This is a genomic window from Kamptonema formosum PCC 10802 (genome assembly GCF_000332335.1).
In the GTDB taxonomy this organism is placed as follows: domain Bacteria; phylum Cyanobacteriota; class Cyanobacteriia; order Cyanobacteriales; family Oscillatoriaceae; genus Oscillatoria.
In genome coordinates, this window is record NZ_KB235948.1 from 6082100 (window position 1) to 6095990 (window position 13891).

At 56.0% G+C, this 13891-nt stretch carries 8 protein-coding genes and 2 pseudogenes; 4 read left to right on the forward strand and 6 right to left on the reverse strand.

The annotated features are described in order from the left end of the window. The 3 genes and pseudogenes from OSC10802_RS41965 to OSC10802_RS41975 form a co-directional block, all read right to left on the reverse strand. The coding region (locus OSC10802_RS41965) for an AAA-like domain-containing protein (RefSeq protein ID WP_017719858.1) at positions 1 to 2399 on the reverse strand (2399 nt) is incomplete at its 3' end. A gap of 162 nt (positions 2400 to 2561) precedes the next feature. Further along, positions 2562 to 5195, reverse strand: a pseudogene (locus OSC10802_RS54905) (AAA-like domain-containing protein). A gap of 202 nt (positions 5196 to 5397) precedes the next feature. After that, a complete protein-coding gene (locus tag OSC10802_RS41975) occupies positions 5398 to 5748 on the reverse strand; it encodes a helix-turn-helix domain-containing protein (RefSeq protein ID WP_232731761.1) in 351 nt (116 codons plus the stop codon). A 198-nt stretch (positions 5749 to 5946) separates the two neighbouring features. On the opposite strand from OSC10802_RS41975, the gene OSC10802_RS0126805 reads away from it, so the two are divergent. Next, complete coding sequence (locus tag OSC10802_RS0126805) at positions 5947 to 6393, forward strand: hypothetical protein (RefSeq protein WP_017719862.1); 447 nt, start codon at positions 5947 to 5949, stop codon at positions 6391 to 6393. 294 nt (positions 6394 to 6687) lie between these two features. Then, positions 6688 to 8064, forward strand: a complete 1377-nt coding sequence (locus OSC10802_RS0126810; RefSeq protein WP_017719863.1) for an aldehyde dehydrogenase — start codon at positions 6688 to 6690, stop codon at positions 8062 to 8064. Between the two features lie 246 nt (positions 8065 to 8310). Here OSC10802_RS0126810 and OSC10802_RS0126815 read toward each other — a convergent pair whose 3' ends face one another. The 3 genes from OSC10802_RS0126815 to OSC10802_RS53315 all read right to left on the reverse strand — a co-directional run bounded on the left by OSC10802_RS0126815 (position 8311) and on the right by OSC10802_RS53315 (position 10641). Beyond that, positions 8311 to 9162, reverse strand: coding sequence for a hypothetical protein (locus OSC10802_RS0126815; RefSeq protein ID WP_026098847.1), 852 nt, complete (start codon positions 9160 to 9162; stop codon positions 8311 to 8313). 304 nt (positions 9163 to 9466) lie between these two features. Beyond that, positions 9467 to 10072 (reverse strand): sulfite oxidase-like oxidoreductase, encoded by a 606-nt coding sequence (locus tag OSC10802_RS0126825; protein WP_017719866.1) that lies wholly within the window; start codon positions 10070 to 10072, stop codon positions 9467 to 9469. 368 nt (positions 10073 to 10440) lie between these two features. Next, entirely contained in the window at positions 10441 to 10641 is a 201-nt protein-coding gene (locus tag OSC10802_RS53315; protein WP_198525201.1) for a hypothetical protein, read from the reverse strand. 93 nt (positions 10642 to 10734) lie between these two features. On the opposite strand from OSC10802_RS53315, the gene OSC10802_RS0126830 reads away from it, so the two are divergent. Together OSC10802_RS0126830 and OSC10802_RS41980 are read left to right on the forward strand one after the other, a co-directional pair. Further along, a complete protein-coding gene (locus tag OSC10802_RS0126830; protein ID WP_198525202.1) occupies positions 10735 to 11040 on the forward strand; it encodes a hypothetical protein in 306 nt (101 codons plus the stop codon). Between the two features lie 323 nt (positions 11041 to 11363). After that, positions 11364 to 13891, forward strand: a pseudogene (locus OSC10802_RS41980) (CHAT domain-containing tetratricopeptide repeat protein); the annotation flags it as partial.

The window sequence follows — 13891 nt, forward strand, 5'->3', positions numbered from 1 at the left end:
CACAGCTTGGCGGTGCCGTCAGATGAGCCGGTGGCCAGCAGTTTGCCGTCCGGGCTGAACGCCACGCTATAGACCGGCACCTGATCCCCTTTCAGGGAGACGAGCGGTTTCCCCTGCAAGTCCCACAGCTTGGCCGTGCCGTCTATTGAGCCGGTGGCCAGCCGTTGGCCGTCCGGACTGAACGCCACGCTTGTGACCCGCTCCTGGTGCCCTTTCAGGGAGGCGAGCTCATTGCCCTGCAAGTCCCACAGCTTGGCGGTGCCGTCAGATGAGCCGGTGGCCAGCAGTTTGCCGTCCGGGCTGAACGCCACGCTATAGACCGGCACCTGATCCCCTTTCAGGGAGACGAGCGGTTTCCCCTGCAAGTCCCACAGCTTGGCCGTGCCGTCTATTGAGCCGGTGGCCAGCCGTTGGCCGTCCGGACTGAACGCCACGCTACTGACCGAGTTCTGATGCCCTTTCAGGGAGGCGAGTTCTTTCCCCTGCAAGTCCCACAGCTGGGCGGTGCCGTCCCCTGAGCCGGTGGCCAGCCGTTTGCCGTCCGGGCTGAACGCCACGCTACTGACCGAGTTCTGATGCCCTTTCAGGGAGGCGAGTTCTTTCCCCTGCAAGTCCCACAGCTTGACCGTGCCGTCATCTGAGCCGGTGGCCAGCCGTTTGCCGTCCGGGCTGAAGGCCACGCTATTGACCGAGGACTGATGCCGCAGCTGGTTTCGCTCCCGAATGCTGTCCAGAATCTGCTGTAGCGCTAGCATCGGACTGGCAGCGGGATAGTCTTCCAGGGGGCGACCGTCCTTAACAATATTTTTCAGCTCTTGCCCCGCCTGCATTGCTGACAGTAAAGCTCCGATTTCGTGCCTCTGAAACTCTTGCAAGGCATTGCTCCCCGCCTGTTCTAATCTCGTACCGGCTTGCGCTTCTCGCTGTTTCTGAGCAGCTGCCAGGGCCATAATGGAAGCCATCCCCGCACCGGCGAAGGAAATTGCCAGCACCGCCGCACCGGCACGAATCCTGCGCAAAGCTTTCTGATTCGCCGCCTCTAGCGTCTGGTTCGCTTCCGACAAGATCCGCCCCGCTTCTTTTTCCGCCTCCAAAGTCAGCAGCACTTCGCGCTTTTCCACCTCCTGACCGGCAGCCAAAAACTGGTAGTCCCGGTCGCTCAAACGCTTGTCCCCCGCCCACGCCAGAGCCTCCTGCAGCGCTCGCCCCCGCAACAGCCGCGAACTGTCCTGACAGCCGGAATCAACCCAACCCTTAAACGCCTCTGAGTAAGGTCGCAAATTGGCTAATTCTCTCTCCACCCAACTCAAACTAAACACTTCCCCGTAAATCCGGTTCGCCACCCCCAACACACCCGAATGCCTGACAGCCAACCCCGACAGCCGCAACTCCAACTGTTCCGGAGTCCCATCCGCCGGCACCCCTCCCTGTCCCAACACTTGCCCGTACAAACTCAACAGAGATCCCGCCCGTTTTTCATTTCTCAAAAGACGAGCCCGAATCGTCTTCAAATGCTCCGGCTCATCCTGCGCCTCCCAATTCTCAATCACCCGCTTTTGTATTAGCTTCGCAGCAATTTCCCCCCCTTTCCCCTCGTGGGAGAGGGGGTAGGGGGGTGAGGGGGAAGCCTCGATGAGTTTGCAAATCTTCTGAGTCAGAAACGGCTGTCCGCCAGTCCACGCTAGAATCTCAGCCAAAAGCTCCTGCGGATTCCCCACCGTTTCCGCCAGCCCCTGCGCCAGAGGCAAAGCCGCCGGCAGTTCAAACCCCGACATCTCAATCGCCCTGCCAATATTAAACGGCGTGCGAGTTTTGTCCGCAATCAAATCCGAGGGAGTGCACACCCCCAGCAGGCAAAAACTCAGCCGGCTGTATTCGGGACTGCCGGCTCGCTTATTATAGCACGCCCTAATCCACGCAAAGAAATCGTCTGTCGGGAATTTTAAAGCCAGAACGCTGTCTATTTCATCGATAAATATGTTAATATTAGATTGAACCTCTGCCAGCACCACCGTTTCGATAAACTCATCCAAACGCTGCACCGGCGGCAGGATTTCCCGCTCTCTCCACCACGCCCGCAAATTAAGTTTGCCGGCCAGGTTTAGACTGCTGGCCAAACTCCGGGCCATGCCGGCATACCACTGTTCCGAGGTGAGTTCCTGGCTGCCAATAGCAGTCAGGTCAATAGACGCGCAGGCGTTGCCTTCTGCTTGCAACCGGCGCATGGTTTGCACGCGCAGGGAAGATTTGCCCATTTGCCGGCAGTTGAGGACGTAGCAAAAGTCTCCGGCTTTCAAAGCATTGTAGAGGTCTTCATCAGCTTGTCGCTTGACGTAGGTGGGGGAGTCAGCCGGCAGGCTCCCGCCAACTTGATAGATTGAATTTTGTGATGCGTTCATAAATTTATTTCACTCCTAGTTGAATTAGAACTTTCGTTTTTTTTGTTATTCTCGATTTAATTAACCGCAGAGGCGCAGAGGGCGCAGAGGGAGAATGAGAAGCGCGTTTGTTAGGGTTGGCTATTACTGACACGCCGCTCAACCCTACTGCACTTTGTTTGCTCAACCTCGCCTCGCCAGTTCCTCCACCTGTTTCTTTGCCGTACCTCCGAAATACTGCCGGTAAAGGTCGCAGCGCAAGCTCCCCTCATTACCATCCAAGTTTATTAGCCCCATGCTATGCAATTTAAAAGCTAGGAATGGTTCGAGGGGCAGTGGGCCCGCCGCACCGGCAACCTGTTTGAAGGCTTCCACCAGTTGGGGATTCTGCTGTATCAGCCACAGGAAGCGGCGCAAGTGGTCGCGGTAAAGTCCAGCTTCTGTGGGTGCTTGTCGCAGCAGTTCGGGCAGCGTCATGTCGCCGCAAGCGATGTGATAGAGAGCCTGGCGCACCAGATAGGGGTGTCCGCCAACCATCGCCATCAGGGGCTCGACTTCGCCGGCACCCCAGTCGAGGCGGTGAACTCGAGCCAAATCCAGCACCTGCTGCCGGTTAAACTCGGGCAGCTCCACCGGCAGCCCCACATTAAAGGGGGACTGATTGACATTCATGGGAATGTAAACCTCGGTGGAGTGCACCACCACCAGGCGGAGTTTTTTCCAAACCTCCCCATTTTTGCCCTCCTCATGCCAGGCGCGCAGCAGCCCAAAAAAGTCCTCGGCAATTTTGGGATGTTCAAACACCCGGTCAACTTCATCCAATCCCAGGACTAGAGGGCTCCCTGCAGCCGGTAGCAGGTAGTCTTCAAAGTAAGCCGTGCAGTTATCCTTGTCGCCATACACGCTGTCCCACATATCCGCCACCCGGTTGGGCAGCCGCAGTCTGCGCCCTTGCGTAGCTTAAAACCACTGCAAAAGCAGCCTCAAATCCTCCAGCACTTTCCCATCCGCCAGCTGGAAGCTGAGCGCCACGGTGCGGCAGCCCTGCTGGCCAGCCTGCTGGAGAATCCTGGCCATCAGGGAGGTTTTGCCCATCTGTCTGGGGGCTTTAATGCGAATCAGCGCTCCGGGCTTCCGGATTTCCCCGTATGCGCGAGCTTCGATAGGGGGGCGCTGGACATAAAATGCTGAAGCCAGCTCCACTTGCCCTTCCGGCAGTTCTGGCTCTGCCGCCGGCAGGGGGGGAGCCTCCGGACTTTCCGCCGCCGGGGGTAAGGTGGGCAAGGCGGCTTCTGTTGCGTCTTGGGCTGCCGGTGGCTCCCCCGCTTCCAGCACGCTGAGCAGTTCGCCCAGGAGCGCCGGGGTGTCAGCGTCACTATTCCAAAAGCGCTGCTCGACAGAGTTGAGATAGCCGCGCAGGTTGTAGTTGAGCGGCGCACTCACCGGAAAGCTGACCCGAATGGGCAGCAATACCGGCTTGCCGTCGGCGCGGGCGTCGCGCAGGGCTTTTGCCTTGCCTACCTCTTCGGCTATCATTTCACTGCCGGCTGCCTGTGCGGATAGCAGCAGCACAAAGTAATCGCTGCGCTCCAGTTCGTCGGCGATGTGGCGAGGCCACTTTTCTGAGAGGCGGGCGCTCTCGCCGGCCATGAACGGCTGGTGGCCTGCTGCTTGCAAGGCGGTGCAGAGTTGGTGGGCGAGGCGGCGGTCGGGATCTTGGCTGTGATAGCTGATAAAGACGCGGGCGCTTTTTTCTGCCGCAGCCGGCGGGGAATCTGGCTGTGTCGGGGTGTGGAGCGCCCCCTGTCCTGCTGTTACGCTGGGGGCGCTACCGGGGGTGCGGGATGCCGGTGGGGGGGATAGGGCTGGAGGTGGCGCGGCAGGCTGCGATTCAGCTGCATCCCCCTGCACCAGCTCCTCGATGGGGGTGAGCAGCAGCTTGCCTATTTTCTGGAACAGCCCGAGTTTGGGAGTTGCTCCCGCCGGCAGTTTGGACTTGGGCAGCTCCTGCAGCAGCGCCTGCTGGACTTCCCCGGCGGACCCGTAGCGCTCTCTGAAGTTGTAGCGCACCATTTTATCGAGAATTCTTGCCAGTTGAGGGCTGGCGGTGGCCCTGTCCCGCCAGAGGAGTTCCAGGTTGGCATCTTTTGGCAGCAGGTTCGGGGGGGTGCCGGTGAGCGCTTGGATGGCAACCGCGCCCAGGGAGTAGATGTCGCTGCACGGCTGTGGCAGCCCGCTGGACTGTTCGCTGGCCATATAGCCGTGTGTGCCCACGGCGACAGTCCGCGCCACCGGCTCGCCTGAGGCTATCTCGGTGCTGATTTGTTTGACTGCGCCAAAGTCTATGAGGGCGAATTTGCCGTCGCTGGCGCGCCTGATTAGGTTAGAGGGCTTAATGTCGCGGTGGATGACGCCGTGCCGGTGGATAAATTCCAGGATTGGCAGCACGTCGAGCAAGAGGGCGACGGTTTCAGTCTCGCTCAAGCGCTTTTTGGCGGCGAGCTCTCGGCTGAAGTCAATCCCGTCAATGAACTCCTGAACTAGATAGAACTGCTGGTTTTCCTCGAAGTGGGCTAGAAGTTGCGGGATTTGGGGGTGGCTCGCCCCTAGCTGGTAGAGGACTTGGGCTTCGGTGTCGAACAAGCGCCGCGCCGTCTGCAAAGTAAATGCATCCCCCGACTGGGGCGACAGCTGCTTGACGGCACACAGGGGATTGCCCGGCAGCTGCCGGTCCTCAGCAATGAAGGTAGCGCCAAATCCCCCTGCTGCCAAGTTGCGCTTGATTGTGTATCGCCCGCCGAGTGTTCTTCCTAGCATGCTGAAAGTGCCTTGTTGTGGGAGTCGCCGGCCACCAGACCTGTCTGTCTCGGGGTCTGTTAATCAGTAAATGCTGAATTTTTTACAACTTGAGAATACCACAGATTTTCTTAAGAGTTACCCCCCTCTCTTGGGGGCGCTTAATCGGGGCGCTGGCATTCAGGGGGAGGCGGATCTCTCCATCTGCCACTCTCCCGACAGCTCACCCCTCGGAAATCTCCGCCGCTTCCGCAAATCTGTCCGCTACAGCTCTAGCTATTACCGCTACCTGTGACAGCGGCATATACTCGATTTTCCTCAGGATCTGGTTCAAGTCTGCCACGTCTGACATGGGCTTGCCTTCCAAGTAGCCCAGCAAGTCCTCCAGCGTGTAGCCGGATCTGGCGGCAATCTTGGCTAAATTCTCTGTGTCCGGTATCGTGTCCCCTTTCTCCCACAGCTGCACCGCTGTCGCCGACACTCCCAGCAGCTTGCCAAAGGCTCTCCGGCTCATTGAGCCCCGTGCCGCTCTCACGATTTCAATCAGTTTCTCTCTTCCTTCAATGTTTACCACTTGAGGGCCACTCAACCGCTTCTACAAGGTGTGCTTTTTCATTAGTCTAGCTTATGGGTTATGGCTTTTTCAATAATTTTTTGTAAATTTGCGTAAAATCGAAAATTATGCTACTATTTTAACAGTGGAGAGGGAGCCGGGTCCTTTCTAGGGCCAACCCCCACGGAAACCGCACTCATTAACAGGGAGGACAGCATCATGACCCGCACTCGCAAACGCACTCGATACCGCCGCCGCCGCCGCTACCAAGGCAAAAGCAAAAGCCTGATCGTCCGCCTGATTGTTGACCCGCAAACTCAACTGGCAGGCTGCACCGACCAAATCAAGCGGGAAGTGGCCCTGGTGATGGGCGTCCCCTTCTGCCACATCTATGAAGTGCGCCTGCGCAAGCACCAGCTGTGGGTGTCCTGCAGGGGCGCTGACGGGGGCCGGTGCGCTCAATTCTTCAGCTACCGCGTCCTCCCGATTTGGCAGAACTTGGTGGTCCAGGCAGCGAACAACCGCGCCAGTATCGAAGCGTGGTGGGAAATGTGGGTTACGGTTCAGTGGGAGTACAACCGCTTTGACTACCCCGAGGAGATTAAACGGGCCATTCAGCGGGCCCTGACCGAAAGGTTCTTTGAGCTGATCGCACCGGCAGCCTAGCAGGGCCCACTCCCAACCGAATACGGCCAGCAGGCCCCTCACCACGAACAGCCCGGTACGCTCCAGATGTCAGGGCTAGGGTTGGAGTGCCAAAAGAACAGGAGGGGAGAATTTCCTGTGGCGTTACAGCACTCGAGAGCCGGCGATCTCCTAAAGGCGACCCAGCAGACTGCTGTCTCCTGACCAACAGTTAGGGGATAAGATTGAATATTGAAACTCACACGCTTAAAAGGGCGCTGCCATTTCGCGCACCCTTATATCAGTGCGGGTAGAATTAGGCAAGGGAGAACAAGCATGTTAGCGCAAACGCCGGTCTCAGACATCATCCAGCGGCAGCGGCAATTCTTTGCCACCGGCACAACCAAAGACCTCGCCTTTCGCACTTCTTCGCTGCAGCGGCTCAAACAAGCCATTCTCGACAGCCAAACCGCCATTGTTGAAGCCGTCAGGGCTGACCTGAACAGGCCGGAGTACGAGGCGTATTTTGAAATAGCATCCATTTCAGAAATTAACTGCGCCCTCAAACACCTCAAATCTTGGGTGAAGCCCCAGAAAGTCCCGGCACCTATCGACCAATTCCCTGGCTCCGCCCAAATCTATCCAGAACCTCTGGGCGCTGTCCTGATTGTGGGCCCTTGGAACTACCCCTTCCAGCTGATGATTTCTCCCTTAGTCGGTGCCATCGCCGCCGGCAACTGCGCCGTACTCAAACCCTCGGAAATTGCCGCCCACACCTCTCGCGCCGTCACTGACCTGATCCAGAAAACCTTCGACCCCGCTTATATCGCTGTGGTGGAAGGTGGGGTAGAAACCAGCCAGCAGCTGCTCGCAGAAAAGTTTGACCGCATCTTCTTCACCGGCGGCACGAAGGTCGGTAAAATTGTTATGGAAGCCGCTGCTAAAACCCTGACGCCGGTGACTCTGGAACTGGGCGGCAAAAGCCCCTGTATCGTCGAGGCTGACATCGACCTGGAAACCGCCGCCAGACGCATCACTTGGGGGAAATTTATCAATGCCGGTCAAACCTGCATCGCCCCCGATTACCTGCTGGCGCACCGCAGCGTCAAAAAAGACTTGCTGGAGCGCATTAAAGCCTGCATCCGCGAATTTTACGGCGGAGATCCCGCGAAAAGCCCCGACTACGGGCGGATTATCAATGCCAGGCAGTTTGACCGGCTTGCGGGGTTCCTCGCAGAGGGTAAAATTATTGCCGGCGGACACAGCAACCGGGACGATCTGTACATCGCCCCCACGGTGATTGATGAGGTTTCCTGGGACGCGCCGGTGATGGGAGATGAAATCTTTGGCCCTATCCTGCCGGTGTTTGAGTATACAGATTTAACGGAAGCCATTGCCAAGGTTAACGAGCGCCCCAAACCTCTCGCCCTCTACTTCTTCTCTAAAGATAAGCAAAAGCAAGAGCGCGTTTTGCAGGAGACCTCATCGGGCGGTGTCTGCATCAATGACACCGTGATGCAAGTCGCCGTCACAGAGTTGCCCTTTGGCGGCGTTGGCAATAGCGGTATTGGCAGCTATCACGGCAAAGCCAGCTTTGATACCTTCTCCCACTATAAAAGCGTGCTGCGCAAATCTTTCCTGCTAGATTTGAAATGGCGGTACGCTCCTTATGAAGGCAAGCTGGAGCTGCTGAAGAGGATTATTGGCAAATAATATCCTGTCCGGTAGCATCGATTGTCTTTCTTATAGCCCTCCAAAGACCCTCAAGGTTCTTTGGGCGTTGGGCGGCTCTCCCCCGCTCCCCACAAACGAAGCCACCGGACATGATATAATAAAATGGGTTGCATTTAATTTGCACGTTTAAAGCTCTATCTTCGCTTCCATAAAAAGCAGTTTACGCCGTCCAGCCGGCTCTGCCGACCTTGGGCAGATAGGAAGATTAAAAGCTTAAAAGCTTAGCTATTTGCAGGCGGCGCTGTAGGCGAAAAAGGCATCGCTGGCGCGAAGGGCGTAAGTGTCTTTTTGGAAGTTGTTGGCGAGAGCTAGCTTGACGCGCTCTCTGGCTCTGTCTAGGTGTGCCGGCTCGCCAATAACTAAGGCAAACCTCTGGTTTCCGGGTTTGGGGGGACAAATTTTCAGGCTGTCTAAGCCCTGCGGTAACAGCCCGCCACTGGCATTAAAAACGCGCTTTCTCTCCGCCTCTAAATCGGCACGATTTGTGGAAGAACCGGCAACGGTTATGTACTTTTCTTCCCCTACAGAGTTCTCCACCACTTGCACGAACTCGCTGGCTGGGTTTTGCTTTTTGATATCGTCGGAAATTGTCATCACACCGGCATCTACTTCTGCCTTGATCCGCGCCGGCAGATTGAATTGGCTCAAGCCTTCTTTTACCGCCTGTTTGACGGCGGCTTCGGTGGTTTTCTCCATTTTATCTTGAACCTGCGATTTCACCTTATCCGTCGCCTTAGCGATAATTTTGTCGCGCAACTCTTGCGACGCCTCCCCCTTCACTATCTCTTCGACACTCCGCTTGACGCTTTCTGTCTTGATGTAATCGATGACGATGGGAATCAGGCTCAACCCCCCCAGAAAGGTTAGGGCGGTAATGCCTATGGCTGAATTCCTCAGCCAGACGGTGAAGCTCTCCTGTGCTTTGGCAGCGATTTTGGTGGCGTGGAAGTCGTAAATCCCCTCCAGTAAGTTGAGTTGCTGTCTCAGTCTGTCATTTTCTTTTTTTAAGTCTTCCAGCCGGCTTTCTAGCTCGACTTGCGGTTTTTCGGTATAGGAATTTGCGTCTTGTTGGATCACTGTCTGTTCTCCCGGATATTTTACAGGGAAGCAAGAGCGCTGCAGGGGAGGCTTTCGCACTCTCTGCGTTTTATGACAGCGCCTGCGCTAGCCGGTCAGGAAAAACGCACCCCTCTGGCATTGTTTCCGGTTGAATCTGATTTGTTAGAGATGGCTGGGGCGCTGTTGTGGGGGCGGGGGGAGTCACTATCCTGCCAAAAGCTGGGATATTCTTCCCTTTCCCCGCCCCTGCTGAGCGGGCGCTAACATCAAGAGTGGCTCCCCCTTGGCGCAGCGCCGGCTCCTCCGCTCAAGCGCCCCTTTCCTAGAAGCCGAATGCGCCGCTGTAGCGCTCCTCCGCCCAGGGTTCGCCGCGCCGGTGGTAGCCGTTGCGCTCCCAGAAGCCGAGTTCTTCTTTTTCTAGGAATTCTAAGCCGTTAATCCATTTGGCACTCTTCCAGGCGTACAGGTGGGGGACCACCAGGCGCAGCGGTCCGCCGCGATCTGGCGGTAGGGGCTCGCCAAAGACGGTGTGGGCGAAAAAGTTCTCTTCCCGCACAAAGTCTGCTACGGAGATGTTGGTGGTGTAGCCGCCGTAGCAGTGTTCCATGATATAAACTGCTTTGGGGTCTGCCTCTACGCACTTCATGAAGTCGGTCACTCTGACTCCTGTCCACTTCACGTCCAGTTTTGACCAGCGGGTGACGCAGTGAAAATCTGCGGTGAAGTCGTTTTGAGGCATCGCCATTATGTCCTCCCAAGTGAAGGGTTTCGGTTTGGCTAAGCCCCACACTTTCAATTGCCATTCCTCAATGCTGATGCGGGGGGTGTTTCCGTAAGTCAGCACTGGGAATCCTTTGGTCAAATACTGACCGGGGGGGACGCGATCGCTCTCTTCTGTTTCTGGCTTTTTGAAAAATTTACCCAGCATCGTTGATTGCTTTCCACCTCTCACTCACCGCACAGTATACCGCTATTCCCGCCACCAAGAACAGTTTGTAGTTGGGCTTTAGCCCAAAAGCCCTCTGTTTGTAGTTGGGCTTTAGCCCAAAAGCCCTCCCCCACTATCCCATTCCACCCCCGCCGGCAGCTCCCGACTGCATTTTCGCATAGTATTTAAACGTAAAAAAATAATTTTATCTAATTTCAGTGCCTCAAGTGTTTGCATGGTAGCGAAAGCGAGAGCGGAAGGTATGAAAATTTTATCTAGATTCCGTTTGATGAATTAAGCAAACATCCCATCGCCGGCTTATGGCATGGCGGCATTGTGCAGCGGGCTGGTGCCGGCTCCCCTATCAGTTATAAAATAGGGTTGGCTGGGCAGCACCGGCAAGGCATGACAGGCGCAATTGTGCCGGTGATCGCAGGTACACCGGCACCTCTGTGCGGGCTTTTCTGCTGCGTGCCGGCACAAACCGACTGCAAAGCGATTCCCTCTCGGTCAATCATAGCGCTTTCATGCCGGTGAGTCTTGCCGTGCCGGCGGGGCGGGTTTCGCACCCCGGAGCTACCGAAAGCGCCAGCGGCGGTAATTTATATAGCATTCAAACGGAAATAATAAAATTATATCAGAGAGTCATAGCTTCAAGGTGCTTGCATGGTAGCGATAGCGAGGGCGGTAGGGAAGATAAATTTATCTGGAATCCGTTTGATGAATTAAGCAAACATACCATCGCCGGCTTATGGCATGGCGGGATTGTGCAGCGGGCTGGTGCCGGCGGAGCGATCATTTATAAAATAGGGCTGGCTTGGCAGCACCGGCAAGGCATGACAGGCGCAATTGTGCCGGTGATCGCAGGTACACCGGCACCTCTGTGCGGGCTTTTCTGCTGCGTGCCGGCACAAACCGGCTGCAAAGCGATTCCCTCTCGGTCAATCATAGCGCTTTCATACCGGTGAGTCTTGCCCTGCCGGCGGGGCGGATTGGCTTTCCTTCCGGTGCCGGCGGTTTCGCACCTCGGAGAGCCCGAGAGCGCCCGAGGCAAAATTTTATACAGTATTTAAACGTAAATTATAAAATTTGTAAATGTGGCCATAACTTCTATCTTTTGCCGGATAGCGAGAGGGCGGGCGGGAGGGCAGATATTTTTATCTTACATCCGGTTGATGACTCACGCGAAATTCCAGAGCTGGCTTCTGGGATTGCGGGATTGTACAGCGGGCTGGTGCCGGCTCAGCTATCTTTATATAAAAGAGAACTGACTTTAGAGCGCAGGCGCGATATGACTTTCCCATTGCAGTGGAACTTGCGAAATGGCAACACCGGCACCGGCACCTCTGTGCTGGCGAGTTTGCATGTCTTGACAAGTGCCGGCACTCCACCGGCTGTGGCGCAAGGGGAAAGAAAACATAGCACAAAAAATCCAATCAGTCAAGGGGTGCCGGTGGGGTTGGGCGATGGGGTGCAGGTGCTTGACTTTTCCTTGGTGAATGTGGCGCAACAGTCAGAAACCGGCGAGCCACCAGCGGGTAGTGCCGGTGCGGAGAACTTGTTTGAAGAGGCAGAAACCCTGTTGGAGCAAGGCACAGCAGAATCTCTGAAGGCGGCGATTGAGAAATTCTCCGAGGCACTCTCACTGTTTCGAGCTGCCGGTGACAACAGCGGTGAAGCTCGCGCTCTCCACCAAATTGGTTTTATCTGCGACTCCTTAGGGGAAAAGCAGAAAGCCCTTGACTATTACAGGCAAGCTCTGCCCCTTCGCCGCGCCGTTGGCGACAGGCTCGGGGAAGCTATCACCCTCAGCAACATCAGTAATCTCTACGACTCTTTAGGGGAAAAGCAGAAAGCCCTTGACTATTACAGCCAAGCACTTCCCCTACACAGCGCCGCTGGCTATGAGGGCGGGGAAGCCATCACCCTCAACAATATCGGTACAGTGTACTACTCCTTAGGGGAAAAGCAGAAAGCCTTCGACTGCTACAGCCAAGCCCTGGCAATTCTCCGCACCGTTGGCGACAGGGGCGGGGAAGCAGTCACCCTCAACAACATCGGTAAAATCTACGACTCCTTAAGGGAAAAGCAGAAAGCCCTCGACTACTATAACCAAGCACTTCCACTTCTCCGCGCCGTTGGCGACAGGCGCACGGAAGCCACCACCCTTAACAACATCGGGAAAGTGTACGAATCCTTAGGAGAAAAGCAGAAAGCCCTGGACTATTACAGCTCTGCCCTTCCCCTTAGCCGCGCCGCAGGCGACAGGGGCGGGGAAGCCCTGACGCTCTACAATATCGCTTTCGGTGAGCGCAATAGAGGCAATCTCACAGAAGCGCTGATTCAGATTGAAGCATCTCTCAAAATTATAGAAGACTTGCGCATTAAAATCGCCAGCTCGCAACTTCGCGCCTCCTATTTTGCTACAGTGCAAGAGCCTTACCAGCTCTACATCGACTTGCTGATGCGGCTGCACAAACAGCAACCCAACTCGGGATACGACGCTCAGGCGCTCCACGCTAGCGAGAGCGCCCGCGCCCGCACTCTCCTAGAACTCCTCACAGAAGCCGGTGCCGATATCCGTGCCGGTGCTAGCCCCGAATTATTGCAGCTTGAACGCAGTTTGCAGCAGCAACTCGATGCCATAGAAAAGCAGCGCGTACAGCTGCAGGCTGATAACCCCACCCAAGCACAGGTAGCTTCCTTAGAAAAACAGCAGGAATCTCTCCTGATCCAATACGAGGAAGTGAGAGGAAAAATCCGCACCAGTAGCCCCCGTTACGCCGCCCTCACTCAACCTCACCCCCTGACTCTGCAAGAAATTCAGCAGCAGGTGCTCGATGCCGGCACTGTGCTGCTAGAATATTCCTTAGGCGAGGAGCGCAGCTATCTGTGGGCGGTGACAAAAACCGACATCACCAGCTACGAATTGCCCCCCCGCACCGACATCGAAAAAGCCGCCAAAGATTTCCGGGATGCTCTGACGCTCGGTGAGAGGACGTCACCAGCACGCTTAGCATCTACAGGCAAAGCCCTCAGCGATATCATTCTCGCACCGGCTCTGCAAAACTTAGGCGCAAAACGCTTACTTGTCGTTAGCGACGGCATTCTGCAGTATATCCCCTTCGCCGCCTTACCGGCACCCGGAAATAATAGCGATTATATCCCCATAATACAAGAGCGTGAAATTGTCAATCTGCCCTCCGCTTCCGCTATAGCTATTATAAGGCGCGACACAGAAAAAAGGCAACCTGCTCCCAAAACACTGGCGGTTATCGCAGATCCCATCTTCGGCACTGATGACGAGCGAGTCAGGGGAATTGTAGCATCAGGAAGTGTGCCGGTGGAAGCGCAACAGTTACAGAGAGCTGCTGCAGATGCCGGTGTTGCTTGGAATCGGCTCCCCTTCACGCGCAATGAAGCGCAACAAATTCTCTCCCTCGTACCAGAAACACAGCGCGAGCAGGCATTCGATTTTGCCGCCAGTCGCGCTGCTGCAACTTCCTCGCAACTCAGCCAGTACCGTATCGTGCATTTCGCCACTCACGGGTTCGCCAACAGCCAGAACCCTGAACTGTCAGGAATTGTCCTGTCTTTGCTCGATGAAAAGGGCGATTTGCAAAACGGCATTTTGCGGCTAAATGACATATTTGATCTTAAATTGCCGGCGGATTTGGTAGTGCTGAGCGCCTGTCAAACGGGGCTGGGAAGCAAATTAAAGGTGAGGGGCTGGTGGGGCTGACAAGAGGGTTCATGTATGCCGGCGCTCCCAGAGTTGTGGTATCTTTATGGAGCGTCAATGACAAAAGTACAGCCGAG